The sequence below is a fragment of the Syntrophomonas wolfei subsp. methylbutyratica genome, assembly GCF_001570625.1.
GTDB lineage: Bacteria > Bacillota > Syntrophomonadia > Syntrophomonadales > Syntrophomonadaceae > Syntrophomonas > Syntrophomonas methylbutyratica.
The window spans coordinates 70,664-96,164 of record NZ_BBQT01000001.1; the positions used below are offsets into that span (position 1 = coordinate 70,664).

General features: G+C 47.8%; 30 protein-coding genes. 26 read left to right on the top strand and 4 right to left on the bottom strand.

The genetic code is table 11. The features are described 5' to 3' along the window. Positions 1–10: 10 nt before the first annotated feature. From AWB54_RS00280 to AWB54_RS00295, 4 genes are read right to left on the bottom strand one after another with little or no spacing between them, the layout of a single operon-like run. Entirely contained in the window at positions 11–202 is a 192-nt protein-coding gene (locus tag AWB54_RS00280; RefSeq protein WP_061212651.1) for a helix-turn-helix domain-containing protein, read from the bottom strand. Between the two features lie 56 nt (positions 203–258). Next, on the bottom strand, positions 259–759 hold the full coding sequence (locus AWB54_RS00285) for a DUF6650 family protein (RefSeq protein WP_061212652.1): 501 nt from the start codon (positions 757–759) through the stop codon (positions 259–261). Then, positions 759–3,596: an NACHT domain-containing protein gene (locus AWB54_RS00290; protein ID WP_061212653.1), complete on the bottom strand. Its 2,838-nt coding sequence runs from the start codon at positions 3,594–3,596 to the stop codon at positions 759–761. Before AWB54_RS00290 ends, AWB54_RS00285 begins: the two co-directional genes overlap by 1 nt. Further along, the gene (locus AWB54_RS00295; protein WP_061212654.1) at positions 3,593–4,474 is read right to left on the bottom strand and encodes a hypothetical protein; all 882 of its coding nucleotides are present in this window, start codon (positions 4,472–4,474) and stop codon (positions 3,593–3,595) included. The genes AWB54_RS00290 and AWB54_RS00295 overlap by 4 nt, the downstream gene beginning before the upstream one ends. 301 nt (positions 4,475–4,775) lie before the next feature. On the opposite strand from AWB54_RS00295, the gene AWB54_RS00300 reads away from it, so the two are divergent. The 26 genes from AWB54_RS00300 (at position 4,776) to AWB54_RS00425 (ending at position 25,501) form a co-directional block, all read left to right on the top strand. Beyond that, positions 4,776–5,261: a sigma factor-like helix-turn-helix DNA-binding protein gene (locus tag AWB54_RS00300; protein WP_061212655.1), complete on the top strand. Its 486-nt coding sequence runs from the start codon at positions 4,776–4,778 to the stop codon at positions 5,259–5,261. Positions 5,262–5,406: 145 nt separating this feature from the next. Further along, positions 5,407–5,589 (top strand): hypothetical protein, encoded by a 183-nt coding sequence (locus AWB54_RS00305; RefSeq protein ID WP_061212656.1) that lies wholly within the window; start codon positions 5,407–5,409, stop codon positions 5,587–5,589. Then, a complete protein-coding gene (locus AWB54_RS00310) occupies positions 5,573–5,905 on the top strand; it encodes a hypothetical protein (RefSeq protein ID WP_061212657.1) in 333 nt (110 codons plus the stop codon). Before AWB54_RS00305 ends, AWB54_RS00310 begins: the two co-directional genes overlap by 17 nt. Next, positions 5,898–7,064 (top strand): DUF2800 domain-containing protein, encoded by a 1,167-nt coding sequence (locus AWB54_RS00315; protein WP_061212658.1) that lies wholly within the window; start codon positions 5,898–5,900, stop codon positions 7,062–7,064. The genes AWB54_RS00310 and AWB54_RS00315 overlap by 8 nt, the downstream gene beginning before the upstream one ends. A gap of 13 nt (positions 7,065–7,077) precedes the next feature. Next, positions 7,078–7,656 carry a DUF2815 family protein gene (locus AWB54_RS00320; protein WP_061212659.1) on the top strand — a complete coding sequence of 193 codons (579 nt, stop codon included), beginning with the start codon at positions 7,078–7,080 and terminating at the stop codon, positions 7,654–7,656. Next, the gene (locus AWB54_RS00325; protein ID WP_061212660.1) at positions 7,653–9,593 is read left to right on the top strand and encodes a DNA polymerase; all 1,941 of its coding nucleotides are present in this window, start codon (positions 7,653–7,655) and stop codon (positions 9,591–9,593) included. The genes AWB54_RS00320 and AWB54_RS00325 overlap by 4 nt, the downstream gene beginning before the upstream one ends. 78 nt (positions 9,594–9,671) lie before the next feature. After that, positions 9,672–9,881: a hypothetical protein gene (locus tag AWB54_RS00330; RefSeq protein ID WP_061212661.1), complete on the top strand. Its 210-nt coding sequence runs from the start codon at positions 9,672–9,674 to the stop codon at positions 9,879–9,881. Then, positions 9,874–10,569, top strand: a complete 696-nt coding sequence (locus AWB54_RS00335) for a BRO-N domain-containing protein (RefSeq protein WP_061212662.1) — start codon at positions 9,874–9,876, stop codon at positions 10,567–10,569. The genes AWB54_RS00330 and AWB54_RS00335 overlap by 8 nt, the downstream gene beginning before the upstream one ends. Then, positions 10,566–10,991 (top strand): DUF7768 domain-containing protein, encoded by a 426-nt coding sequence (locus AWB54_RS00340; protein WP_061212663.1) that lies wholly within the window; start codon positions 10,566–10,568, stop codon positions 10,989–10,991. The genes AWB54_RS00335 and AWB54_RS00340 overlap by 4 nt, the downstream gene beginning before the upstream one ends. Then, positions 10,988–13,375 carry a virulence-associated E family protein gene (locus tag AWB54_RS00345; protein ID WP_061212664.1) on the top strand — a complete coding sequence of 796 codons (2,388 nt, stop codon included), beginning with the start codon at positions 10,988–10,990 and terminating at the stop codon, positions 13,373–13,375. Before AWB54_RS00340 ends, AWB54_RS00345 begins: the two co-directional genes overlap by 4 nt. 163 nt (positions 13,376–13,538) lie before the next feature. Continuing rightward, complete coding sequence (locus tag AWB54_RS00350) at positions 13,539–13,820, top strand: VRR-NUC domain-containing protein (protein ID WP_061212665.1); 282 nt, start codon at positions 13,539–13,541, stop codon at positions 13,818–13,820. Beyond that, a complete protein-coding gene (locus tag AWB54_RS00355; protein WP_061212666.1) occupies positions 13,801–15,156 on the top strand; it encodes a DEAD/DEAH box helicase in 1,356 nt (451 codons plus the stop codon). The genes AWB54_RS00350 and AWB54_RS00355 overlap by 20 nt, the downstream gene beginning before the upstream one ends. Continuing rightward, positions 15,153–15,602: a sigma-70 family RNA polymerase sigma factor gene (locus AWB54_RS00360; RefSeq protein WP_061212667.1), complete on the top strand. Its 450-nt coding sequence runs from the start codon at positions 15,153–15,155 to the stop codon at positions 15,600–15,602. The genes AWB54_RS00355 and AWB54_RS00360 overlap by 4 nt, the downstream gene beginning before the upstream one ends. Before the next feature lie 125 nt (positions 15,603–15,727). Then, positions 15,728–16,084 carry an HNH endonuclease gene (locus tag AWB54_RS00365; RefSeq protein ID WP_061212668.1) on the top strand — a complete coding sequence of 119 codons (357 nt, stop codon included), beginning with the start codon at positions 15,728–15,730 and terminating at the stop codon, positions 16,082–16,084. Positions 16,085–16,215: 131 nt separating this feature from the next. Further along, complete coding sequence (locus AWB54_RS00370) at positions 16,216–16,794, top strand: P27 family phage terminase small subunit (protein WP_061212669.1); 579 nt, start codon at positions 16,216–16,218, stop codon at positions 16,792–16,794. A gap of 6 nt (positions 16,795–16,800) precedes the next feature. Continuing rightward, entirely contained in the window at positions 16,801–18,036 is a 1,236-nt protein-coding gene (locus tag AWB54_RS00375; protein WP_061212670.1) for a site-specific DNA-methyltransferase, read from the top strand. A gap of 65 nt (positions 18,037–18,101) precedes the next feature. After that, positions 18,102–18,761: a hypothetical protein gene (locus tag AWB54_RS00380; protein WP_061212671.1), complete on the top strand. Its 660-nt coding sequence runs from the start codon at positions 18,102–18,104 to the stop codon at positions 18,759–18,761. Then, positions 18,758–19,033 (top strand): DUF4314 domain-containing protein, encoded by a 276-nt coding sequence (locus tag AWB54_RS00385; protein ID WP_061212672.1) that lies wholly within the window; start codon positions 18,758–18,760, stop codon positions 19,031–19,033. Before AWB54_RS00380 ends, AWB54_RS00385 begins: the two co-directional genes overlap by 4 nt. Then, the gene (locus AWB54_RS00390; RefSeq protein ID WP_061212673.1) at positions 19,030–19,218 is read left to right on the top strand and encodes a DUF5049 domain-containing protein; all 189 of its coding nucleotides are present in this window, start codon (positions 19,030–19,032) and stop codon (positions 19,216–19,218) included. The genes AWB54_RS00385 and AWB54_RS00390 overlap by 4 nt, the downstream gene beginning before the upstream one ends. 83 nt (positions 19,219–19,301) lie before the next feature. Further along, positions 19,302–20,900 (top strand): terminase TerL endonuclease subunit, encoded by a 1,599-nt coding sequence (locus AWB54_RS00395; RefSeq protein ID WP_061212904.1) that lies wholly within the window; start codon positions 19,302–19,304, stop codon positions 20,898–20,900. A gap of 173 nt (positions 20,901–21,073) precedes the next feature. After that, on the top strand, positions 21,074–21,766 hold the full coding sequence (locus tag AWB54_RS00400; protein WP_061212674.1) for a DUF3800 domain-containing protein: 693 nt from the start codon (positions 21,074–21,076) through the stop codon (positions 21,764–21,766). Positions 21,767–21,838: 72 nt separating this feature from the next. After that, positions 21,839–23,056 carry a phage portal protein gene (locus tag AWB54_RS00405; RefSeq protein WP_394326488.1) on the top strand — a complete coding sequence of 406 codons (1,218 nt, stop codon included), beginning with the start codon at positions 21,839–21,841 and terminating at the stop codon, positions 23,054–23,056. Next, positions 23,053–23,760, top strand: coding sequence for a head maturation protease, ClpP-related (locus tag AWB54_RS00410; protein ID WP_061212676.1), 708 nt, complete (start codon positions 23,053–23,055; stop codon positions 23,758–23,760). The genes AWB54_RS00405 and AWB54_RS00410 overlap by 4 nt, the downstream gene beginning before the upstream one ends. Positions 23,761–23,776: 16 nt before the next feature. Then, complete coding sequence (locus tag AWB54_RS00415) at positions 23,777–24,976, top strand: phage major capsid protein (protein WP_061212677.1); 1,200 nt, start codon at positions 23,777–23,779, stop codon at positions 24,974–24,976. Between the two features lie 9 nt (positions 24,977–24,985). Next, a complete protein-coding gene (locus AWB54_RS00420) occupies positions 24,986–25,207 on the top strand; it encodes a hypothetical protein (protein WP_061212678.1) in 222 nt (73 codons plus the stop codon). A 21-nt stretch (positions 25,208–25,228) separates the two neighbouring features. Then, positions 25,229–25,501 (top strand): head-tail connector protein, encoded by a 273-nt coding sequence (locus tag AWB54_RS00425; RefSeq protein ID WP_235811051.1) that lies wholly within the window; start codon positions 25,229–25,231, stop codon positions 25,499–25,501.

The following is a 25,501-nucleotide window of genomic DNA, read 5'->3' on the forward strand; positions in this document are numbered from 1 at the left end:
TTATTATCGTTTACTCAATCTTTGCGCTTTTGCCGCTATTAACCCAAGCATCCACTTCAGATATCTTAAACTTGTATTGCTTACCTATCCTACGATGAGGAATAACGCCTTTTTTTATCCAATTGCGAATGGTATCCTTGCTGACGCCAAGATACTCAGCAATTTCTTCAAGGCTGGACCATTTTTCCGGCTGGTTCGTCATTGTTGTTCCTCCTTATGGATTGCCCTCTGCAGACTACACGACAGTATTCAGGGCAGTTATCTAATTTCCTTGTTATATTTCAGACCATAATCCCTTTCTATGTTCTCTATTACGGAACGGAATCCCATCCGTAAACTTCCTAAAGCACCGTTGGGTGACATATTAAACCATTCCCAATCCTGGTGGTCTATGATGAATCCATGACCATTGAAAATGCCTACTTTATCAAGATAATTATTGCAAGCTTCAATCATATCCCGTATAGGCTGTAGCTCTTTATCGGTAAAACTCATTCCCATAACACTGCTAGCCAAGGTTTGTTTCATTTCAAGCACAGAGGCAATGCAGTGTTCTTTCTGTTCTACTGCGCCAGGGTTAAATAAAACGCGTTTTGACTCAAGATAAACCAACAAGTTTCGATAAAAATCTTTCACTGAAGGATTATATTCACCTGATATACCACCAACAATATTACCGTTCACTTTGTTTATATTGATTATCGTTTGGTTTTTAACATCGCCATAGTTCGCGATTCTTTTGAATTCGCTGTAATTCACTAAAGAAATACCTCCGTCCACTCATCATCCGTAGCCTGTTGCTTGGACTTCAGGTCATTTAAATATTCTTTTAATGCATAATAAGCTTTTTTGTAGGTGAAATCCTTACTATTAATTACCGAAAGCAGGTTAGCATGTTTTTCTGGATTTTTACGAACCTCGCTTACCGAAAACCAGTAATCATCTTCAACTTTCACAAACGTTGAAAATTCGTAAATCTCCTGCTCTATTTCAGAGGCATCATTATGTTTACATTGGTCAGCTTCTGTCTCTTCTATTTGTTTGAATTCTTTAATTATCTGCGGCACCTTATCCATAATATCTTCGTTGTCATAGTACGTACTATTATCAGTGTCAAAACCCATCAGTGTATCAATTATAAAAAAATACAATTTCGAATTCGCCATAAATGCCCCGTTGTCATCAATGCTGAAATCGTAATAAGATTCGTCAGTATACTCACCGGTCTCACTATCAATTTCGTAATGCTCATGGTATTCATGACAAACCTTAATACTTGGGTACACCTTTTCAAGGAACGCCCAATACCCATCTTCATCCTCAACGGGGTTATCACCAACTAGATTTTCTAAGTAAGGTATAATGATAAATTCCTCTGTCTTTTCCGGTACCATATCATAAAGCATATCAAGCACTTTATCGTCGCTGTTATCGAAGCGGTCGAAGAACCTGATAAGCCCGGCTGACATTAATTCTTTTTTATCCGTCGACACTTTTTCAAAGCCATTTTTCAGATTTTTCGCGCAAAAGTATTCTTGGAAAGAGCGATGAATGAAACGATATTTACCGCCCTCATGAAGTAACAAACAGAGATTGTTGCTGACGTCAAACAGAAAATCATCAGCATTGATTTTTGAAGATGTGTTATTCTGACATTGGTCGAAATAAAATTTGAATTCGTTTCCAGTCAATTCGTATTTTTCATCCTTATATGATAGAAAGCAAATCTTCGCCAAATAGTCGGCAATTACATCCTTTGACAACCCGGACTTGAACTCGCGGACAAGTAGTTTAGCGTCATCGTGCTTTCTGGCAAGCGTCTCAAATGCCATCTCATAGAACTTATACATTTTCAACGGTACTATCGAATACTCTTCAAATGACATTAGCATAATAGTGAGAAGCAAAGGATTCTCGGCGAATTCCCTATGGCTATACCACAGCTCATGTTCCAACTGATTGCGAAAACTCTCCTTAATTTTTCTTTCGTCCTCGCTAAACTTGAAGTTGTCTATCATTTTCAATGCTTGCATTTTGCTGAACGGTTGTAACTCTAATTCGCAAAAGTTATTTAGCGCGACAAACTGGCGGAACGGGCGGGAAGAAAGGACGAAGTAGCTTTGAGGGTAATGGCATACAAAACTTTCTAATTCTCGAACGAACCGCGTTGATAAGGCAGATATGATTTCGTCTAATCCATCAAATAGCAAAAGGCACGAACCGCTTTCGAGGATGGCGGTCAACTGTTCGCTTGTGATATTTTCATCAAAGCGTTTCACCGCCGAATATACATAGTCATGCAGGTCGCCTGTTGATTCACCGTAATCTTTCAACTGGATAAAAATAGGCAAAAATTTTAATTCGTCATAGTTGTCAATCGCGTTAAGCAGTAGATGGCGCATCATCATCGACTTCCCCAGGCCCCCTATACCAGAGATGATGATGAAATGCGACAACGAACAAAGTCTGGCTGCGCTTATGTTTCCTATGGCTTTTTGATTATACTTCAAGTCATTGCAGACATAAAAACTGTAGAATTCTTTCGGCGTCTTGTCGTAAAGGAGGGTTTTCAGCTTCCTATAATATTCTTTCACTGCGGAAAGGTATTTAAAGAACGGTATCGAACCGCTACAATCTTCACTAACATCGTATATGAACAAGGTTTCCCCATTCGTAATTTCACCGAAAATGCGGTCAAGCTCCTTACGGAAGTTTAAGGTATTTTCCTGAAATTCTGCGGCCCAGCTGATATTGTCCTCACGGTGTAACGGAACGTAAGTATCCGCTCTGTGATCATTCATTGGACGCATATGGTTTGATAAATATGTATTGTAAGCCTCCATGGTTTGCACAAACCCACTGATTTTTAAAAACAGTGGGTCTTTTTGCAAATAAGCGAACGGCAGCAATAACTTATCTTTAATAACCGCAACAAAATACTCCACATCCATTTCCAAATCGGCAGACAACGACACACATGGATCGGTATAAACAAAATCGTAGATACGGTAATCAGAAACCGTTTGTTTGAATATCGTGAGCATGCGCTCTATAGGCGTTGCATTTTGCGGCAACGTAAATTTTCTCTTCAGTAAATACTCCTGTCGAAAATCGAAATAGAAATGCAAGGCAGACTTTATATCTTCAAATACCAGCCCGAGCGGTTTTCCGCTTTCTTCAGTGTCTGTTTCGGCCTCTTTAGCTGCAACAGCCCACTCTTCGGCTAGTTTTGTTATATTTTCTACAAATGTTTTTAGTTCTCCAACTATATTGATAAGTCGCTTACTTTGAGAAACAGTTTCATTAAGATTATCGACAAACCTGCAAACAACTGTTTCACTCTGTTTTTTATCACCTTTTTCTATGGTTTCGCTGAGACGGCGTAAAGCACGGTCGAGCATTAAGACACGACCATCAAATTCTTCGTCATAATAAACAGAGTCATTTTTTACTCCAGGTACTCCAGATGGGGTATTACCCGATTTAACTTTACTATCGGGCAATACAATATTCCCCGGCATATTTTGAATATTAATTATCGTTTGATTGCCGATGTTGGCACGATTATCTACATTTCCCATACTATTTTCACTCATAGATTTATGTCTCCGTTCATCGTTTCTATAGAGATGAACTTCTGATTCTGAACTGTCCCATAATTGTTGACGGTAATACGTTTCGGGTCTGTACTGTCAGATGTTGTCACAGGTAACAGCGAATGTCCTCGGGAATCTGACGATTGATCAGGGGCTGGCGATTCGTCAGCTGAAGCCATATTTTCTACAGGCTCGCTACGAAAGTTCACTTTAATATCACGGGTTATGCTCGCACCGTTTGAACCAATAAAAGTCCACTTCCCTCGACGTTCCTCCGGGGCTTTATGCCATCTATTGTAAGTTTCTATACCTACAGTGTTTTCTTTCCTATTAATAAGAATATAATGCCAGATTCCCAGTAAAAAAGCTGGAAGGCATACTTCCTTTACCTCAAACAAATCTGTTTTTGTTAAAAATTGTCCATTTTCACAACTGTAGAACTGCTCTTCCCCTCCGATGCTTTCATCAGCAGCAATTAGTTCAATCAGTGCTTTTACGAGCCGCACATCTTTGCCGACGGCTGTTCCTACTTCTATGAAAGTATCTACAAAATCGGACATATTTGTGAGTGCAGCTTGATAGTCGTTCTTTACGAGTTTGTCGAAATAATCTATCATTGCTGGTTCATCAAACGGGAAATAAGTCCCTCTCGATATTTTGCATTTTATATAATTCGAGGTATTTGTATCAAAAGTATCTTTATTAGGTTTTTTAAAGTCAGGGTTAATAACCCGAATCAACCCGCTAAGCACTTCGGGATTAGAAAGGCCGTCTCGCTCGCTGACAATATGTCCACGGGCGCTTGTGCGCTGTTTTAGGGCTTGCAGTACCAGAGATAAGAACGTCCCGCCACAAAGCCGCGGATAATCATTTTTCATAAATTATGCCTCCCTTGAAACTTGTTAACCTTATTGACTTTATTAACCGTAACAACGATTGCCCCATAACTTTGTGGACTATTAGGTAGCTCCTGTGAGAGATCGCAGGGGGCTTTTTTTATTCCTTCAAACCGATGGATTTGGTGCATTAAAGCTTAAAAGCAATTCATACCAATTCCCACTAAATCATTGTATCACGCACTTTCCTGGAAATCAATGCCATAAGTGTGCCCTATATATTAAGCCATAAAATTTCCTCCCTGCGATTGCTCACTCATTTCAAATCACAGGAGGAAATTAAATGCCAATCAATGACAATCATCAGACAACCACTCAGCGTTACATCGAAATCGATGGACAGCAAATCCCCGTAACAGAAGAGGTTTACCGTGCCTATAAACGTCCGGCATGGGCTGAACACAAGCGCAAGGAACGCGAAAAACGCTGCCGTGATGAAAACGGCAACCGCTGCAACAGGGACTGCAGCAAATGCGAAAAACAGCGGACAGGCAGTGTACTATCCCTGGACAAGTTCACCGAGGATGGCCTTGAGGTAGCCGATACCGTTGACATTGCCGAACTAGTTGCGGACAAGCTGCTCCTCGAAGAGCTTTATGCCGCTTTAGATGAACTCGATCCGGATAACCGCAGGATCATGGAACTCTTCAGCGTCGGCAAGTCAGAGCGGGAAATTGCCAGCGATATCGGCCTTTCTCAGAAAGCTATTAATAAACGAAAAACAAAACTGTTCGCCCAGTTGCGGGAGCGTCTCAAGGACTTTATCTGATCTTACAATCACGCCCTCTGGTTTCCTACGGATATCAGAGGGCATCACCATCAAGAAAATTTCTAAAAAAAAGTACTCAACTTTCCAACTTCTGTCCTGTGGATGGTGAGGGAAGAAAAGCACCCCTCGGAACGGAGGTTCAAAAATGGAAAAACAAGCGCAACAAACCGACACCGAAATCCGCGACCGTGAGATGGATGAGGAATTGGCGGATGTCCTCACGGCAATCAGTGTGGTGTCAAAACGCCTTGCCCGGAAGCTAACGATGCTTTCCCGGCAGGACAGAAAAAGGGCGGAAGGAGGAAACTCGGATGAGCAAGATGAGTGAACTTTCTCTTGTGGTTACTGAGCTAAAGCGCTGCGGCGAAGCGCTTATCAGTATATCGGAGTCGCTTGCTGACTTGTTTAGCGGTAACGGTGATGCCCATACTACGGATCAGCCGGAAGCGGAAGTCCCTGCACCGGATGAAAAGCCAATCAGCCTTGAAGCGGTCAGAGCTGTTCTTGCAGAAAAGAGCCGGTCCGGTCACACCGCCAAAGTTCGGGACCTACTGGAAAAGCACGGCGCTGCGAAGTTGTCGGAAATCGATCCCGCGGAATATCCGGCACTGCTTGCGGAAGCTGAGGTGCTGGGAAATGAGTAAACAGAAGGTCAATTGTGCCGTAGACACAAGAGAAGCTGGCCTGGGCCACGCTCTCCTTTCGGCTTCCTCCTCTCATAGGTGGCTGAACTGTCCTCCTTCCGCTAGGCTCTGCGAGAATTATGAGGACAAGGGCAGCGAATATGCCGCTGAAGGAACGTCGGCCCATATGCTCTGCGAGTACAAGCTGAAGGTCGCACTCGGTATCCGTGCCAAAGACCCCACCGCTGACCTTTCTTTTTACAACGCGGCGATGGAGGACTGCGCCAACGGCTATGCCGCCTATATCCTCGAACTGGTTGAAATGGCCAAACAAAGCTGTGCCGACCCGGTTGTTCTTATCGAACAGCGGCTCGACTTTTCCAAATACGTTGAGGGCGGCTTCGGTACCGGCGACTGTTTAGTTATCGCGGACGGTACACTCCACATCGTGGATTATAAACACGGACAAGGAGTACGGGTAGAAGCAGAGGATAACCCGCAAATGAAGCTGTATGCACTGGGAGCTTTGGAGATTTTCGATGGTATCTACGACATCGATACGGTTTCCATGACCATCTACCAACCCAGGCGCGATAACGTGTCCACCTACACGGTATTCAAGGAATCCTTGTACCAATGGGCTGAGGAAGTTTTGAAGCCAACTGCCGAACTAGCTTACGCTGGGGACGGAGAATTCAACTGTGGCGAATGGTGCATGTTCTGCAAAGTGAAGCACGAGTGCCGTGCTAGAGCCGAACGTAATCTGGAACTCGCCCGATATGACTTCAAGCTTCCCCCTCTGTTGGAGAACGATGAGGTTGAAGATATCCTTGGCAAAATCGACAGCCTAATCTCATGGGCCAACGACATCAAAGACTATGCTCTGCGCGCTGCCCTAGGTGGTAAGCAATGGAACGGGTGGAAATTGGTCGAAGGCCGATCCAACCGCAGATACACTGACGAGGCTGCGGTGGCTGATGCAGTCAGCGCGGCTGGATTTGACCCCTACGAACGCAAAGTTCTGGGTATCACCGCTATGATCTCTCTACTCGGCAAAAAACGTTTTGAAGAAGTTCTCGGCGGCTACATTGAAAAACCTCTAGGCAAACCAACGCTTGTGCCAGAAAGCGATAAACGCCCGGCAATCGCCACCGCGCAACAAGATTTTAGTGAATTTTAAGGAGGAAAATCTTATGTCAAATAATTCAAACAAAGTCAATAGTAATCCTATGAAGGTTATAACCGGACCCGACACCCGCTGGTCTTATGCCAACGTCTGGGAGGCTAAGTCCATTAACGGAGGCACTCCGAAGTTCTCTGTATCGCTCATCATCCCCAAGTCCGACACTCGCACCATAGCAAAAATTAAAGCTGCAATTGAAGCAGCCTACCGTGAGGGTGAGGCTAAGCTGAAAGGCAACGGCAAAACTATGCCGCCCCTTTCCGCTATCAAGACACCATTGCGTGACGGCGATACCGAACGGCCGGATGATCCCGCCTATGCCAACGCCTACTTTATCAACGCTAACTCTGCAACCGCGCCCGGTATCGTAGACGCCAACCTCCAGCCCATCCTTGAACGTTCTGAGGTTTACAGCGGAGTTTACGGCAGGGCTAGTATCAACTTCTATGCCTTTAATAGCAACGGTAACAAAGGTATTGCCTGCGGACTGAACAATCTACAGAAAATCCGGGATGGTGAACCTCTTGGCGGCAAGTCCAGAGCTGAGGACGATTTCGCCACCGAGATCGATGAGGACTTCCTCTCGTGAGGGCGCTCAGTATCGACATAGAAACGTACAGCACTGTAGACCTCGCCAAAAGCGGGGTCTATCGCTATGCGGAATCACCGGATTTTGCAATCCTGCTCTTCGGCTATTCTGTTGATGGCGGCGAGGTTCGGGTGGTTGACCTCACGAGCGACGAAACAATTCCAACCGAAGTCGTTGATGCGCTTATGGATGAAGACGTGACAAAATGGGCTTTCAACGCCCAGTTTGAACGCATCTGCTTGTCAAAGTGGTTAGGTTTACCCGCAGGTCAATATCTTAATCCAAAATCCTGGCGCTGCACGATGGTGTGGTCGGCATACATGGGGCTACCCCTTTCCCTGGAGGGAGCCGGTGCCGTTCTGGGCTTGGAAAAGCAGAAGCTGACGGAAGGCAAGGACCTTATCCGCTACTTTTGCCAACCATGCAAATCTACCGCCGCAAACGGTGGTCGCACTCGCAATCTGCCAACCGATGCTCCGGATAAGTGGGCGTCATTCATAGCCTATAACCGTCGTGATGTGGAATCCGAGATGGCCATAAAAAAGAAGTTGGCAAAATTCCCCGTGCCGGAGGAAGTTTGGGAGGAATATCACCTCGACCAGGAGATCAACGACCGTGGTGTAGCACTGGATATGGCTCTTGTGCGTCAAGCCATTGATATGGATAAAAGTTCACGCTCCGAACTGACCCGTATGTTACGGGAACTGACCAAAGTCGAGAATCCAAATTCTGTGGTTCAGTTGAAGCAATGGCTTTCCGACCACGGCCTTGAAACCAATTCGCTTGGCAAGAAGGCTGTGGCAGAACTGCTGAAAACCGCACCGGAATCGCTCGGTAAGGTGCTGGAACTCAGGCAGTCACTGGCAAAGTCATCAATTAAGAAATATGTTGCAATGGAAAACGCCGTCTGCGCTGACGGCCGCGCTCGTGGGATGTTCCAGTTTTACGGGGCCAATCGAACCGGCAGATGGGCTGGCAGATTAATACAATTACAAAATTTGCCCCAGAACCACATGCCCGACCTGGAACAGGCTCGAAACCTTGTGCGGTCTGGCAACCTCGCGGCTTTGGAAATGCTCTACGAATCTGTACCAAATGTGCTGTCAGAACTCATCCGTACATCATTTATCCCAAAAAGCGGCTGTAAATTCATTGTGGCTGACTTCTCGGCAATTGAAGCAAGGGTCATCGCCTGGCTTGCAAGTGAAAAATGGCGGCAGGAAGTTTTTGAATCCGGCGGTGATATCTACTGTGCTTCCGCTTCCCAGATGTTCCATGTTCCTGTAGAAAAAAACGGTGTCAACAGCCACCTGCGACAAAAAGGTAAAATCGCCGAACTCGCTCTCGGATACGGCGGATCAGTCGGCGCTCTCAAAGCTATGGGTGCAATTGAGATGGGGCTTGAAGAGGAAGAACTCCAACCACTTGTTTCCGCCTGGAGGTCGTCGAACCCCAATATTGTGCGACTTTGGTGGGATATCGACCGTGCCGCTATGACGGCGGTCAACGAGCGTTCCACCACAGCGACACATGGCATCCGCTTTTTCTATCAGAGCGGAATGCTCTTTATCATTCTTCCATCCGGTAGGCGTCTTTCATATGTGAAACCGCGTATTGGAGAAAACCGATTTGGATCAGACTGCGTCACCTACGAAGGTGTCGGCGGCACAAAGAAATGGGAGCGGATCGATAGCTATGGCCCGAAGTTTGTGGAAAACATCGTCCAGGCAGTAAGCCGGGATATCCTCTGCTATGCCATGCAGAATCTTCGAGACTGCGCCATCGTGATGCACGTCCACGATGAGATTGTTATCGAAGCTGATCACCGTATGTCCACTGAGGCTGTATGCAATCAAATGGGCCAAACCCCGCCCTGGGCAAAAGGCCTTTTATTGCGAGCGGACGGATATGAAACATATTTTTATAAAAAGGACTGATATAAAGTACTCAAAACCGTGCCTCCTGTCCTGTGGATGGTAGAGGGCAATGATGCCTTCAAGATGGGAGGTAAAAACATGTTTTATGTAAGAGAAAAGATCAGCGACGCGGTTGAGGTAATTGTGGAAATCCACGATGACAATGTGTTCTGTACCTGCCCCGGCTGTGGGTGTGAGGTAGAAATTAACCTAGCAGAATTATTCAGCGATGACGAGGGTGACCTGTATGGCACAACGGTTTACTGCCAGAAATGCAGCGGGTCAAGATTGGAGGGTCGCTATGAATAACCAAATACAGATTTTCAACAACAGTGAATTCGGCTCATTAAGTGTGTTAATGATTAATGACAAGGCCTATTTCCCAGCAACGGAATGCGCCACCATTTTGGGGTATGCCAAACCACATAATGCAATAGCGATGCATTGTAGGTACTCCCTAAAACAGGGAGTACCCCATCCGCAAAATCCAAATAAAACGATTGAAAAAACTTTCATACCCGAAGGCGACCTTTACCGTCTCATTATCCGCTCTAACCTTCCCGGTGCCATTCGTTTTGAACGCTGGGTGTTTGACGAAGTTCTCCCCTCTATCCGCAAGCATGGCACATATATGACGGAGACAACCATTGATAAAATACTTGCCGATCCTGACTTCGGCATTCGGCTTTTAACACAGCTTAAAGAGGAACAGATGAAAAATGCCAAATTGGCTGCCCAAAATGAGGAATTAGCTATAAGGCTCAATGAATCCGAGAAATTTTGGACAATTATGAAATTCAACCAGCACTTCAATATGGGATGGGACATGAAAACTTGCCAGCGTAACGGTCGGGCAGCATCAGCATATTCACGCCAGCACGGTTATGAAATTCAAAAGTGCCAAACGAATGATGACCGTTTTAAGTTCACCAACAGTTATGCCTATGAAGTGTTGGAAACCCTGTTCCTTCCCCAAAAGTGTGAGGTGACGCTATGAGCACCGACAAATACAACTTAGAAGGCTACTATGACCCCACCGCCTATGAAGCTTTAACATCTATAGAGCAAGAGGAAAAAGCCGCTAAAGCTTTTCGGCCCCTTGTATATATCTGTTCCCCCTACTCCGGGGATATCGGAAACAACATCAAGTCTGCCAGGCGATATAGCCGGTTTGCGGTTGATATGGGATATATCCCTATCACACCGCACCTGCTATATCCTCAGTTTTTAGATGACAATAACCTGTCAGAACGCAGCCTAGGATTATTCTTTGGCAATGTACTCATGGCAAAATGCGCTGAAGTCTGGGTGTTTGGCACTTATATCTCCTCCGGCATGAAGGCAGAGATTGAGAGAGCCAAGCGAAAGAAATACACTATTAGATATTTTTCTGAGGACTGCAGGGAGGTTTCAGGATGAAGATTTCTTATGGCAATAGTCGCATGGATAAGAAGTGGAAAAACAGCGACATATCCTGGGAGGATTTCTGCATGCGAGTCAGTTCCACCGTCCGCACGACGGAAACCGTGGAGGAATACCGCAAACTGAAAAAAGGTCAGCAGGATGCTATCAAGGATGTAGGCGGTTATGTAGCCGGTCATTTGCGCGAAGGTAGGCGCAAAAAGGGCTTTGTACTCTGCCGCTCCATGATTCTTTTAGATATGGACTACGGAACGCCGGGCATTTGGGATGCAGTCATTATGAAGTACAGTTTCAAGTGCTGTGCCTACTCCACCCATAAGCATACTCCTGAAAAGCCTCGTATCCGCCTTGCCATCCCACTTTCCCGCGATGTTAGCGAAGCGGAATATCCTGCGGTAGCCCGGGTGGTAGCAAAGGACATTGGAATAGACCTGTTCGACGATACAACCTATGAAGCCCACCGGCTCATGTACTGGCCGTCTACTTCGATGAACGGTGAATTCTGGTTTCAGAAAAAAGATGGCAGCAATCTTGACCCGGATATATATCTTGCACGCTATGACGATTGGCAGGACGAGTCCACATGGCCGCGCTCCAGCCGCCAATCCGAGGTGGCGCGAAGTGGTGTCGCCGAAGCCGGTAATCCGCTTACCAAGCCGGGTATCATCGGTGCGTTCAACCGTGCCTATACTGTTGAAGACGCAATCGACACCTTCCTCTCCGATGTATATGAGCCATCCGCTATGAACGGCAGATACGACTATATACCTGCTGACAGCAGCGCGGGCGTGGTTATCTATGATAGCGCGTTCGCCTATAGCCATCATGCCACCGACCCCGTCTGCGGAAAACTGTTAAATGCGTTTGACCTGGTACGGCTCCATAAATTTCGAAGCCTTGACGATAAGTCCGCAGAAGATACCCCGGTAAATAAGCTACCGTCCTATAAGGCAATGTCGGAGCTTGCTGTAAATGACGAGCGTGTAAAACTGCTATTGGCAGAAGAACGCCGGACACAGGCTTCGGCTGAATTTGCCGTGGTAGATACGGACTGGGAGAAAAAACTGGAGTATGAGCCACGCTCTACCGTGCTTAAAAACTCCCTTGGCAACCTGCTGCTCATCCTAAAAAACGACCCCAAGCTGCAAGGCATCCGGTATAACCGGCTTGCCAATCAAATATATGGTGATGACGCTCTGCCGTGGGAACGTCCGTATCAGCCATGGCGGGATGCGGATATGGCGCAGCTGGTTGCTTATGTGGATAAAACCTACGGCACGTTTTCTTCCCGCAACTATGAGCTTGCGCTTACCAAGGTGGCAGATGACCGCGCCTACCATCCTATTCGTGATTACCTGGACAACCTGCCCGAATGGGATGGCGTCAATCGTGTGGAAACCTTGCTGGTTAAATATTTTGGCGCGGAGGATTCGGAGTATACCAGAATGGTCACCCGTAAAACCCTCGCGGCGGCGGTGGCCCGTATCTATCAGCCAGGCATCAAGTTTGACTCCATGCTGGTGCTGAACGGACGGACCGACCTCGGTAAATCCACTTTCTTTGCCCGGCTGGCCGGAGAATGGTTTTCCGATAGCCTAAACTTTACCGATATGGGCAAAGGCAAAGATGCTGCAGAGAAGATTCAGGGTGTTTGGATTGTAGAAATTCCTGAATTAGCGGGTCTATCGAAAATGGACGTCAACAACATCAAGGGCTTTCTCTCCCGACAAGACGACCAGTACCGCCCCTCCTATGGGCGGACAGTCGAAAGCCATCCGCGCCAATGTATTATCGTCGGCTCTACGAATGCGGAAAACGCAGGATTCCTGCGTGATACCACCGGCAATCGCCGTTTCTGGGTGGTGCGTGTCTGGGGCGGCAGTAATAAAGGTTGGGATTTGCCCGAAACTGATGTGCCGCAGATCTGGGCTGAAGCAAAGCACTACTGGATGCAAGGAGAAAAACTCTATCTTGAAGGAAAGGTCGCCCAGCAAGCAAAAGCGGAACAGACGGCAGCGCTGGAAACTGATGAGCGCGAAGGCGTGGTGCGCGAATACCTCGATATGCTCCTGCCGGAAGGCTGGTATGATATGGATTTGTACAGCCGGAAACATTACTTTTCCTCGGACGACCCATTGCGGCCGGAAGGCAAGATTCAGCGCGAGTACGTCAGCAATATGGAAATCTGGTGTGAATGCTTCGGCAACGACCGGGGTAAATTTGAGCGCCAGGCTGACAGTTACAAAATCAAGCTAATCATGCAAAAGATCGGCGGCTGGGTGTACTCCGGCCAGAAAAAGAAAATCAAGGGTTATGGCGCTCAATATGTATGGGTGCGAACCATTGATGGAACCGAAAATCTTAATCATGGAACCTCTTAGAACCTTGAAATATCAACACTTTTTCCAAGGGTTCCATGGTTCCAAAATATATAAATATTTTTGTATATAGAGAAAGGGTATCGTGTTTACCTCATATACGCGCGTATAGGTTATATGGAATTCTTGGAACTTTGGAACCTTGGAACTGGCAGAAAGGACTTGTATGAGAGAAAAAACCATAGAAATAAAACTCACAAACACAGTCAAATCGATGGGCGGCGTCGCCCTGAAGCTTATCTCACCAGGTTTTGATGGTGTGCCTGACCGCTTAGTACTTCTACCCCATGGCAAGCTTGCCTTCGTAGAACTTAAAGCACCAGGGAAACGACTTCGTCCTTTGCAGGAAAAGCGAAAAAGGCAACTTGAGGCGTTAGGGTATTTAGTATTCTGCATTGACGGTGCCGAGCAGATTGGAGAGATGATTGATGAAATATTGTCCTCATGACTACCAAACATATGCAACCAATTTCATACTGCAGCATCCTATTTCGGCGGTATTTCTGGATATGGGGCTTGGCAAGAGCGTAATTACGCTGACTGCCATTTTTGACCTTGTGCTAGACAGTTTTCTCATCCGCAAGGTACTCGTTATCGCCCCCCTCAGAGTGGCACGAGATACTTGGCCTTTTGAAATCGAAAAGTGGGATCACCTGAAAGGCATGACCTACTCAGTGGCCATTGGCACTGAACAGGAACGCAAGTTTGCACTGATGCGAAACGTTGATGTGTATATTATCAACCGGGAAAACGTGGACTGGCTGGTTAATAAGAGCGGCCTTCCCTTCGATTTCGACATGGTAGTGGTTGACGAACTTTCCTCCTTCAAGGCATATAGTTCAAAGCGATTCAAGGCACTTCGCCGTGTCCGCCCGAAGGTAAAACGCATCGTTGGGTTAACAGGCACACCATCCGGTAACGGTCTCATGGATTTATGGGCGGAAATCGGCATTCTTGACATGGGTCAGCGGCTCGGTCGCTTCATCACCCATTACCGTAACAAATTCTTTACCCCGGAAAAGCGCAATCAGCTTGTGGTGTTTAGCTATAAACCGCTACCCGGAGCAGAGGATGAGATTTACCGCCTGATTTCTGACATCACCATCAGTATGAAAAACACTGATTATATAAAGTTGCCGGGACTAGTGATGAACGAGATTTCTGTTTGGCTGCCGGAGAAAGAGCAAAAAGCCTATGACACCATAAAGCGGGATCTGATTCTTTCACTGGAAGGGCGGGATATTGACGCTGCTAATGCCGCTGCGCTGTCAGGTAAACTGCTGCAGATGGCAAACGGAGCGGTCTATGATGAGAACGGCGGTGTAGCACACTTACATGATCGCAAGCTGGACGCATTAGAGGATATTATCGAAGCCGCCAACGGCAAACCGGTACTGGTGGCTTATTGGTTTAAGCACGATCTTGAACGGATACTTTATCGTTTCCCCGCTGTGAAGCTGGACAGCGCAGCTTCCATCAGGCGCTGGAATGATGGAAAAATACCACTGGCTGTGATTCATCCGGCATCGGCCGGACATGGATTGAATTTGCAAGCGGGCGGTTCCACCCTGGTGTGGTTCGGGCTTACCTGGAGCCTTGAACTCTACCAGCAGACCAACGCCAGGCTGTGGCGGCAAGGGCAAAAGGATACGGTGGTTATTCACCATATCATTACCAAGGGCACCATTGATGAAGATGTGATACGCGCCTTAAAAAGAAAGGACAAAGTCCAGACCGCTCTAATTGACGCGGTCAAGGCAAATTTAAAGGAGGCGGTCATATGATTGCGCTGAAATACATCAATAAGAACGCGGCGACGATTGCCGCCATACGCGACTATAACAATATGCGTTTTATCATCAACAACACTCCGGAGGAAATAAAGAGTGTGTACGAAAAAATGATTGCGCCCCGAACCCCCAAGCTATCAAGGATGCCTTCAGCAAGGAATCCGCAAGCCGGAGCCGACAAACTGGCGGCGCAGATTGACAAGCTGGATATCCTGCGGGAGCGCTACAGCCAGGCTATAGAGTATATGGCGTGGTTTGAACCTGCCTGGTCAAGCCTGACTGATACCGAGCAGCACATCCTTTCTGAATTTTACATGGGTGACAATCAGAAGTCCGGTGCAACCTACCGACTGATGAGTGAACTCAGCTACAGCGAAAGCCATATCGAGCGTCTGAGGAGCAACGCGCTGAATCACCTGCGCAGTATGTTGTTCGGATAAAGATGAGGGAATTCTGAGGGAGTGTTTGCTTTAGGTCTCTGTATAATAATAGTATCGAAGCTGTATCAATAGCCTTCGCGGGACACTGCGGAGGCTTTTATATGCCTTTAACGAGGTGAATTTTAATGCCCTTTAAACCCAAACGGCCGTGTTCTTACCCTGGCTGTCCAAAGCTGACACACGACAGGTTTTGCGAAGAACATCAAAAGCTGACCGACAAACAATATGAAAAGTACCAGCGTGACCCGATCGTGAAGAAACGCTACAACAGGACTTGGAAACGAATCCGCGACCGGTACATTGCCGCACACCCTCTCTGCGAGAAGTGCGCAAGTCTTGGACGGGTCACCCCGGCCCAGGAGGTACACCACATCAAGCCGCTGTCCCAGGGAGGCACCAATGATGTGGATAACCTCATGAGTTTGTGTACATCCTGCCACTCCGAGATCACTGCCCGCGAAGGCGGTCGTTGGAGGAAATGAGTATCATGTCTCCCCCAGGGGGATCTAAATCTCTACAACCCTACCCTGGAGAACGGGCGGCCCCCTTCGCGCGTAAAAATCACGGTTCAAACGGGGGATTAAACCCGGCCACAGCAAGGAGGTGAAGGCTTGTGGCAAAAGACGGAACCAATAGGGGCGGCCGTCGGGTTCGCGCCGGTGACAAGCCGCAGCCCCTGGCTGACAAAATCTCGGCCGGAAAGGCCGCAAAAGTTTTAGCAGCCCCGGACCTGCATCCCGAGTCGATGCTTGAAGCGAGCGACCTTGACGATGCGGCCGATTTATACGGAGAAGATATGCCAACGCCCAGCGATTACCTCAGCGCGAGACAGAAAGACGGTAAGCCGCTGGGCGCTGACGTTCTGTTCAAAGAAACCTGGAAATGGCTTAAAGAGCGTGGGTGTGAGAAATTCGTTAACCCAAGATTGATTGAAGCCTATGCCCAGGCTTTCACTCGCTACATCCAGTGTGAGGAAGCCATCAGCACCTATGGGCTTTTGGGCAAACACCCGACCACGGGCGGCGCTATAGCCAGCCCCTTCGTACAGATGAGCCAATCCTTTCAGAAGCAGGCCAACCTCATCTGGTACGAGATTTTTGACATTGTTAAACAGAATTGCACTACAGCCTTCGTCGGCAACCCGCAGGACGATATTATGGAAGCCCTGCTATCAGGCAGGAAAGGACGGTAGGTATGGATGAACACAACCGAGCGTTTTGAAAAAGTTAATATCGACCGGTTAGTACCATATGCTCGCAATGCCCGCACACATAGCAAGGAGCAAATACTTCAGCTTCGAGCATCACTTAGGGAGTTCGGCTTCGTCAATCCGGTCATCGTAGATAAAGATCTCAATGTCATCGCCGGGCACGGGCGCATCCTCGCTGCCAAGGAGGAAGGTATTGCTGAAATACCTTGCGTGTTTGCGGAACACCTGACCGAAGCCCAGAAGCGAGCCTACATTATAGCTGACAACCGCCTCGCCCTGAACGCTGGCTGGGATGCGGAGATGCTCTCGGTAGAGCTTGCCGATTTGCAGGCTACCGATTTTGACGTATCTCTTCTCGGCTTTGACGATGCGGAACTGAACAAACTACTGGGCGGTGCCGAGGGCGTTAAAGAAGACGACTTTGATGTAGAAGGCGAACTAGCCAAGCCCGCTATATCTAAGGCGGGTGACCTCTGGTTACTGGGGCAGCATCGCTTGGTCTGCGGCGATAGCACCAAAGCGGAGACATTTTCCCTACTTATGGACGGTAAACTTGCCAACCTGGTGGTGACTGACCCTCCCTACAACGTCAACTATGAGGGTACAGCAGGCAAAATTAAAAATGACAATATGGCGGATCAGAAGTTCTATCAGTTTCTGCTGGAAGCTTTCACCCTGACCGAAAAGGCGATGGCCAAGGACGCAAGTATCTATGTGTTCCACGCCGATACCGAGGGACTGAATTTTCGCAAAGCCTTTTTAGAAGCAGGATTCTATCTCTCGGGAACATGTATCTGGAAAAAGCAGTCGCTGGTACTGGGGCGCTCGCCTTACCAGTGGCAGCACGAGCCGATCCTGTTTGGCTGGAAGAAAGCGGGAAAACACGCCTGGTACTCCGATCGTAAACAGTCTACTATCTGGGAGTTTGACAAGCCCAGGAAGAACGCCGACCACCCGACCATGAAACCCGTGCCGCTAATAGCTTACCCGATACTCAACTCCAGCATGACAGGGTGTATAGTTCTTGATCCGTTCGGTGGTTCGGGCAGTACCCTGATCGCCTGTGAGCAGACCGGCCGGATTTGCTACACCGTGGAGCTGGACGAGAAGTTCTGCGATGTTATTGTGAATAGGTACATTGATTTTAGGGGTTCCGACGCAGATGTTTTCCTTATGCGTGGTGGTCAGAAAATACCCTTGAAAAGTGTGCAAAAACCGGTATAAAGGCTTGCTATTCCACAGCTTAAGAGTGATGTATATGACTACCAAAACGAAAGGTGGTCGATCTCATGGAATTTAAGTTTAACGTTACCGGCGCTAGGCGTAAAGAACTGGTTCAGGTGATCAGCGAAATCCTGAATACTGCATCGGAATACAAAGGCGCTCCCACATTTGCTTATGTCATCGGCGGATTTACCGTCAACAAAGAAGGCACCCTCAGCGCCAGTGAAAACAACAGTGAGGAAGATCTTGAGCAACTATTAGACGAGCTTGACCAACGCGGATTTCAATTTGAAGCGCCGAGCGAACTGGTTATTGAGATGCCCAGGGAAGGTTTTACCGAAGCCGCCATTGCCAATCTGGAGCGGCTGGTTAAGAGCAAGGAAACCCTTATTAAGAAAGCACTGGACACAGACAGGTTGCCAATTGAACTGATCGAGGACAGGCTGCGTTTCCCTTGGTTCTCTAGAAGCCTTGCAGCGGAAGAAGTCAACGCATATGCCCGCTTCATCGGTGCGCTCTGCGCCATGGCCAAGAACCAGCATCGGGTAACTGCCACCGAAAAGGCTTATGACAACGAAAAATACACTTTTCGCTGCTTCCTGCTGCGCCTGGGCTTTATCGGGCCGGAGTACAAAACGGAACGAAAAATCCTGCTCTCCAGGCTGACCGGCAGCGCTGCTTTCAAAAACGGCCAGCGCAATTTGGAGGAGGAGACTGAAGCATGAAGCAGATTCATCCTGAAATGTTAAAGGCTTTGAGGTCATATTATCCCCCGGGTACGCGGGTCGAATTGGTCCGTATGGAGGACCCGTACACCAGGCTGAAACCTGGCGACCAAGGCACAGTATCATTTATGGACGATACCGGCACCGTATTTGTCAGCTGGGACTCCGGTAGTGGGTTGGGGGTAGTATTTGGCGAGGATGAAATAAGAAAACTCGATAATACTCTGCGCCGGGCAGCCGCCAAGTCGGCAGAAATGGAGGAGACCAAATGAACGAAACCATTCGGTTGCAGATTTTAGCCATCAGGGAAAGCGGCGTCACGAATATGTTTGACATCCCCCGCGTTAGGCAGGAAGCATACTCCCGAGGCTTTCACGAACTGGTTAATTACCTTAATGACCACAAGACCGAGTACGCGCGCTTTATCCTGACGGGCGAGGAAGATGAGAGCAAATAACTGAAGGCCAAAAAATATACGGTTAACAGAGCTTCTTAATGAGGCTCTTTTCTTTTATTCGCTTTAAGAAAGGAGGCGGCAATATACGTAAACTAAAGAAATATAAACCGACACAGTTTATGGCACCGGATTCAAAATACAGTAAAGATGCCGCCGACTATGCTGTGGCGTTCATCCAAGCCCTGTGCCACACCAAAGGCTCCTGGGCTGGTAAGCCCTTTGAACTCATAGACTGGCAGGAACAGATTATACGCGATATTTTTGGGGTACTGAAACCCAACGGCTATAGGCAATTCAATACGGCTTATGTGGAAATTCCAAAGAAAATGGGCAAGTCTGAATTGGCAGCCGCCATCGCTCTGCTTCTTACCTGCGGGGACAACGAGGAGCGTGCCGAGGTTTATGGCTGTGCTGCCGACCGCCAGCAGGCATCTATTGTGTTCGAGGTCGCCGCCGACATGGTGCGGATGTGTCCCGCACTGAACAAACGTGTTAAGATCCTGGCCTCCACCAAGCGGCTTATTTACCTGCCGACCAATAGCTTTTATCAAGTGCTGTCGGCTGAAGCCTATTCGAAGCATGGTTTCAACATCCACGGCGTGGTGTTTGACGAGCTGCATACCCAGCCTAATCGGAAATTGTTTGACGTCATGACCAAAGGCTCCGGAGATGCAAGGATGCAGCCGCTTTACTTCCTCATCACGACAGCGGGCGATAACGTCAACAGTATTTGCTATGAGGTGCATCAAAAAGCCAAAGACCTGCTGGCTGGTCGTAAGCATGATGCGACGTTTTATCCTGTAATCTATGGAGCGGAGGAAGATGACGACTGGACTGACCCTAAAGTGTGGAAAAAAGTTAATCCGTCGCTGGGTATAACCGTAAGTATCGACAAGATTAAAGCTGCTTGTGAAAGCGCGAAACAAAACCCCGCTGAGGAAAACAGCTTCCGGCAGCTTAGGCTTAACCAATGGGTCAAACAGGCAGTACGCTGGATGCCCATGGAGAAATGGGATAAATGTGCTTTCAAGGTTGACCCGGGAAAATTAAAAGGCCGAGTTTGCTATGGCGGGCTAGACTTGTCCAGCACTACCGATATAACGGCTTTTGTACTGGTTTTTCCTCCGGTTGATGAGGACGATAAATTTCATATTCTCCCCTACTTCTGGATACCGGAAGAAAACCTCGACCTCAGGGTACGACGCGATCACGTAAACTACGACCTGTGGCAAAAACAAGGTTTTCTGAAAACCACCGAAGGCAATGTGGTGCATTACGGATTTATCGAAGCCTTTATTGAGGAGTTGGGTACCCAATACAATATCAAAGAAATCGCCTTTGACCGCTGGGGAGCGGTGCAGATGACGCAAAACTTGGAAGGGCTTGGTTTTACAGTGGTGCCGTTTGGCCAGGGCTTCAAGGATATGTCCCCGCCTACCAAGGAACTGATGAAACTGACCCTGGAAGAAAAAATCGCCCATGGCGGCCATCCGGTTCTGCGCTGGATGATGGATAATATCTTTATCCGAACTGATCCGGCAGGCAATATCAAGCCCGATAAAGAGAAAAGCACCGAACGGATTGATGGAGCTGTTGCACTGATTATGGCGTTGGATAGGGCTATTCGACATGAGGGTAACGATGGTAGTGTATATGATCAAAGAGGAATAATTATCATTTAATGTAAAATTTAAAAAAACAGACTCCGTTGACTTTCGCCCTCATTAAACATATAATTAATATGCAGGTAGAAATACGCTGTATACTCGTGTAACCGAATTAGCGTTTAAGCGACATGTAATGTCGTCGGTCACGAGGCCGCCAATTGGCGGTTTTTTTGTTTTGAGGGTTTCATATGAATATTTATATTTATTCTGATGAATCTGGAGTGTTTGACAAAGTACATAATGATATCTTTGTTTTCGGCGGCTTGATAATCTTAGGTACCCTTTCTAAGGAGGAATGGTCACACAGATATGCTGCTGCTGAAAAAGCAATCCGGACCGCAAGAAACTTGCCAAAAGAATTTGAACTTAAGGCAACTAATTTATCGAATAAGGATAAAGGTAAGCTATTTCGTTCCCTTAATAACTGTTACAAATTCGGGGCAGTAATTGATCAAAAGTCGGTCTTGGATAGGATTTTTGAAAGCAAGAAAGATAAACAAAGATATCTTGATTACGCATACAAGATTGGAGTTAAAAGAGCTTTTGAAAACTTGATTCGCAAGAATGTGATTGCTCCAGATAATATAGAGCGGCTGTACTTTTACATCGATGAACATACAACCGCAACCAATGGATATTATGAATTAAAAGAGGGGCTTGAACAAGAATTTAGAAATGGAACATATAATTACAGTTACAATGCCTTTTATCCACCAATTTTTCCCAGACTGTTAGATGTACAATTACAATTGTGCAATTCCAAATCAAAACTACTTGTAAGAGCAGCGGACATAGTTGCGAACAGAATTTATTTCGAAGCACAAAAAGGGAATAATCTTAATAGATGGCATAATAAGCTAAACATAATTCGATTACCATAGTTACATAATATTTGAGCATCTCCTCGGAGGTGCTTTTTTCATGCCCATTTTCAGGAGGAACGATTTATGAAAATACCTTTTCTTTCGGGCTTGCTGAAACCCCGAGCAAGTCCTAAAAATCGTCTGTATGGCAGCACATACAGCTTTTTCTTCGGCGGAACCGCCAGCGGCAAAACCGTCAATGAAAGAACGGCCATGCAGACCACCGCGGTATATGCTTGCGTCCGAATTCTGGCGGAAACCATAGCCAGTCTGCCACTCAATATTTACCGATCCACGGACAATGGCAAGGAGAAAGCCACAGACCACCAGCTATATTATCTGCTCCATGATGAGCCTAATCCGGAGATGACTTCATTTGTGTTTCGGGAAACACTGATGAGTCATCTTTTATTATGGGGCAACGCCTATACCCAGATAATTAGAGACGGTAGGGGCCGAATCCTGGCCCTTTATCCCCTGCTGCCTGACCGCATGACAGTAGATCGGACAACTGATGGACAGCTATATTACGAATACCGCAAGGACAGCGGGTATGTAATCTTAAGGCCGGAAGATATCCTGCATATTCCCGGGCTTGGTTTTGACGGACTAGTGGGCTACTCTCCTATCGCTATGGCCAAGAATGCCATCGGCATGGCAATCGCCACCGAAGAATATGGGGGCAAATTCTTTGCCAATGGAGCCAGTCCGGGCGGAGTTTTAGAGCATCCTGGAGTAGTCAAAGACCCGGCCCGAATCCGGGAAAGCTGGAACGCGGTCTACCAGGGCAGCGGCAACGCCCACCGGATAGCTGTGCTGGAAGAAGGTATGAAGTTCCAGTCCATCGGTATACCGCCGGAACAGGCGCAGTTTCTTGAAACCAGGAAGTTTCAAACCGAGGAGATTTGCCGGATCTTTCGGGTGCCGCCCCATCTGGTGGCCAACTTGGACAAAGCCACTTTCAGCAACATCGAGCATCAATCTATCAGTTTTGTAGTCCATACCATCCGGCCCTGGCTGGTAAGGCTCGAGCAAGGAATGAATAAAGCTCTGCTCAGCCCATCCGAAAAGGGCCAGTATTTTGTGGGTTTTGTGGTGGACGGACTATTGCGGGGCGACTATGCCTCGAGGATGCAAGGCTACGCCATAGGTATTCAAAACGGTTTCTTAAGCCCCAACGATGTAAGAACCTTAGAAAACATGAACACCATCGAGCATGGCGATATTTATGCCATGAACGGCAACATGCTGAAGCTTGAAGATGTGGGCGCGTATGCCAATACCAACAGAAAGGAGGTCAGCCAATGAGCAGAAAGTTTTGGAACTGGCTTAAAAACGAACAGAATCGAACCCTCTTTTTAGATGGGTATATCGCTGAGGACAGCTGGTTCGACGACGATATTACCCCTAAGCAGTTTAAAAACGAGCTCTACGCTGAGGATGGGGATGTCGTGGTGATGCTCAACTCCCCAGGCGGCGATGTATTTGCCGCCAGTCAAATCTACACCATGTTAAAAGAATATCCGGGACATATCACCGTCAAAATCGAAGGACTTGCTGCCAGTGCGGCTTCAGTAATCGCCATGGCGGCGGACGAGGTTCACATGTCTCCGGTAGCCATGATGATGATCCATAACCCCGCCACCGTCATATTCGGGGAAATATCTGACCTTAAAAGCGGTATTGCCATGCTGTCAGAGGTTAAAGAAAGCATTATCAATGCCTACGAGCAGAAAACCGGTTTATCAAGAGCCAAAATCTCGCACATGATGGATGCCGAAAGCTGGTTTAATGCCTGGAAAGCAGTGGAACTGGGCTTTGCCGACAAAGTCCTATACACAACAGAAGAACACCTAAACGAGCCGCCCAGCGCGGCTTATCTTTTTGACAAAATGACGGTCACCAACGCGCTGGTAAGAAAGTTTCCGCTGTCCCAGGTTAATAACCCTAAACCGCCGACCGGCACCCCGCTTAGCTACCTGGAAAAGCGGCTCAGCCTATTAAAACATTAGAATGGGAGGAATAACCATGAGCAAAATCTTAGAACTGCGTGAGAAAAGAGCCAAAGCCTGGGATGCCGCAAAAGCCTTTCTGGACAGCAAACGCGGCGCTGACGGGCTCCTTTCCGCCGAAGACGTTGCCACCTATGAAAAGATGGAAGCCGATGTGGTGAATCTCGGCAAAGAAATCGATCGGCTGGAGCGTCAGCAGGCATTGGATGCGGAGCTTAACAAGCCCATCAATACACCCATTACCGGTCAGCCCGGGCAGCCCAACCCTGAGAATAAAACCGGCCGGGCCAGTGACGAGTACAAACGAGCCTTCTGGAACGCCATGCGCAGCAAGACAGCGGGATACGAAGTCCTGAACGCGCTGCAGGTGGGAACGGATTCCGAGGGAGGCTACCTGGTGCCGGACGAGTTCGAGCGTACCCTGGTCGAAGCCCTGCATGAAGAAAACATCTTCCGCACCATGGCCAAGATCATCCAAACTGCCAGCGGCGACCGCAAAATACCGGTCGTAGCATCCAAAGGAACCGCTTCCTGGGTGGATGAAGAAGGTGCCATTCAGGAATCAGACGATGCCTTCGGGCAGGTTTCCATAGGGGCCTACAAGCTAGCGACCATGATCAAGGTATCCGAGGAATTGTTAAATGACAGCATCTTTAATCTGGCGTCATATATCGCCCGGGAATTTGCCCGCAGAATCGGTGCCAAGGAAGAGGAATCCTTCTTCATTGGTAACGGAACCGGCAAGCCGACCGGGATTTTCAATGCTACCGGCGGAGCGGAACTGGGTGTAACTGCTGCCTCGGCAACAGCTATTACGGTGGATGAGATCATGGATCTGTTCTACAGCCTTAAGTCCCCTTACCGCAAAAACGCCGTATTCGTGATGAACGATTCCACGGTCAAAGCCATCAGAAAATTAAAGGACGGCAACGGCCAGTACCTCTGGCAGCCCTCCATTACTGCCGGACAGCCGGATACCATCCTAAACCGGCCGGTCAAGACCTCGGCCTATGTACCGGCCATCGCGGCCGGGGCTAAAACTATCGCTTTCGGCGATTTCGGCTACTATTGGGTGGCTGATCGTCAGGGCAGGTCCTTCCAAAGGCTGAACGAGCTTTATGCGGCTACCGGACAGGTGGGATTCAAGGCAACACAGCGGGTGGACGGCAAGCTGGTTCTTCCTGAAGCCATCAAGGTACTGCAGATGAAAGTGTAGGTGAGGGTTATGAGCAATGTTAAAAACTACGCCGAGCAAGGCGGCGAGAAAACCGTCATCGGCGGGGAGCTGGAGATTGCGGTTGGCGGTAAACTGACCTTTGCAGGTAATGAACTTAAGCCTGCAGGAACTCAAGCGGACAGTACGGCATCAACGATTGAAGGCCTGGTAACCGATTTCAATGCCCTCCTCGCTAAGCTTAAAGCTGCGGGACTCATGGCAGTTGAGTAATGAAAGGCGGTGGGCGTATTGGTGCTTTCTTTGGAGGAAGTAAAACTATATCTGAAAGTAGACGGTGATGAAGACAATACGCTCATCACCGATCTCATAGGTGCTGCCGAGGAGCTCTGCCAGGACATTCTGCGCTTTCCCCTGACCGAATTTACCGAGGTGCCGGAAACAGTTAAACAAGCCCTACTCTATGCTATCGGCAATCTTTATGAACTACGGGAAGCAGTCGACATGAAAGCATTAATTGAGTTTATGACCAGGCTCTTATTCGCCTACCGCCGAGAAGGGTGGTAA

What these genes read in the sequence shown, in the direction of transcription:
- AWB54_RS00320 (WP_061212659.1), top strand. Translation starts at nt 7,078, where the DNA reads ATGTCAAATAATTCAAACAAAGTCAATAGTAATCCTATGAAGGTTATA.
- AWB54_RS00365 (WP_061212668.1), top strand. Translation starts at nt 15,728, where the DNA reads ATGCCCTTTAAACCCAAACGGCCGTGTTCTTACCCTGGCTGTCCAAAG.
- AWB54_RS00410 (WP_061212676.1), top strand. Translation starts at nt 23,053, where the DNA reads ATGAGCAGAAAGTTTTGGAACTGGCTTAAAAACGAACAGAATCGAACC.
- AWB54_RS00380 (WP_061212671.1), top strand. Translation starts at nt 18,102, where the DNA reads ATGGAATTTAAGTTTAACGTTACCGGCGCTAGGCGTAAAGAACTGGTT.
- AWB54_RS00415 (WP_061212677.1), top strand. Translation starts at nt 23,777, where the DNA reads ATGAGCAAAATCTTAGAACTGCGTGAGAAAAGAGCCAAAGCCTGGGAT.
- AWB54_RS00340 (WP_061212663.1), top strand. Translation starts at nt 10,566, where the DNA reads ATGAGCACCGACAAATACAACTTAGAAGGCTACTATGACCCCACCGCC.
- AWB54_RS00400 (WP_061212674.1), top strand. Translation starts at nt 21,074, where the DNA reads ATGAATATTTATATTTATTCTGATGAATCTGGAGTGTTTGACAAAGTA.
- AWB54_RS00355 (WP_061212666.1), top strand. Translation starts at nt 13,801, where the DNA reads ATGAAATATTGTCCTCATGACTACCAAACATATGCAACCAATTTCATA.
- AWB54_RS00300 (WP_061212655.1), top strand. Translation starts at nt 4,776, where the DNA reads ATGCCAATCAATGACAATCATCAGACAACCACTCAGCGTTACATCGAA.
- AWB54_RS00360 (WP_061212667.1), top strand. Translation starts at nt 15,153, where the DNA reads ATGATTGCGCTGAAATACATCAATAAGAACGCGGCGACGATTGCCGCC.
- AWB54_RS00315 (WP_061212658.1), top strand. Translation starts at nt 5,898, where the DNA reads ATGAGTAAACAGAAGGTCAATTGTGCCGTAGACACAAGAGAAGCTGGC.
- AWB54_RS00350 (WP_061212665.1), top strand. Translation starts at nt 13,539, where the DNA reads ATGAGAGAAAAAACCATAGAAATAAAACTCACAAACACAGTCAAATCG.
- AWB54_RS00310 (WP_061212657.1), top strand. Translation starts at nt 5,573, where the DNA reads ATGAGCAAGATGAGTGAACTTTCTCTTGTGGTTACTGAGCTAAAGCGC.
- AWB54_RS00330 (WP_061212661.1), top strand. Translation starts at nt 9,672, where the DNA reads ATGTTTTATGTAAGAGAAAAGATCAGCGACGCGGTTGAGGTAATTGTG.
- AWB54_RS00280 (WP_061212651.1), bottom strand. Translation starts at nt 202, where the DNA reads ATGACGAACCAGCCGGAAAAATGGTCCAGCCTTGAAGAAATTGCTGAG.
- AWB54_RS00375 (WP_061212670.1), top strand. Translation starts at nt 16,801, where the DNA reads ATGAACACAACCGAGCGTTTTGAAAAAGTTAATATCGACCGGTTAGTA.
- AWB54_RS00420 (WP_061212678.1), top strand. Translation starts at nt 24,986, where the DNA reads ATGAGCAATGTTAAAAACTACGCCGAGCAAGGCGGCGAGAAAACCGTC.
- AWB54_RS00390 (WP_061212673.1), top strand. Translation starts at nt 19,030, where the DNA reads ATGAACGAAACCATTCGGTTGCAGATTTTAGCCATCAGGGAAAGCGGC.
- AWB54_RS00335 (WP_061212662.1), top strand. Translation starts at nt 9,874, where the DNA reads ATGAATAACCAAATACAGATTTTCAACAACAGTGAATTCGGCTCATTA.
- AWB54_RS00290 (WP_061212653.1), bottom strand. Translation starts at nt 3,596, where the DNA reads ATGAGTGAAAATAGTATGGGAAATGTAGATAATCGTGCCAACATCGGC.
- AWB54_RS00385 (WP_061212672.1), top strand. Translation starts at nt 18,758, where the DNA reads ATGAAGCAGATTCATCCTGAAATGTTAAAGGCTTTGAGGTCATATTAT.
- AWB54_RS00345 (WP_061212664.1), top strand. Translation starts at nt 10,988, where the DNA reads ATGAAGATTTCTTATGGCAATAGTCGCATGGATAAGAAGTGGAAAAAC.
- AWB54_RS00295 (WP_061212654.1), bottom strand. Translation starts at nt 4,474, where the DNA reads ATGAAAAATGATTATCCGCGGCTTTGTGGCGGGACGTTCTTATCTCTG.
- AWB54_RS00305 (WP_061212656.1), top strand. Translation starts at nt 5,407, where the DNA reads ATGGAAAAACAAGCGCAACAAACCGACACCGAAATCCGCGACCGTGAG.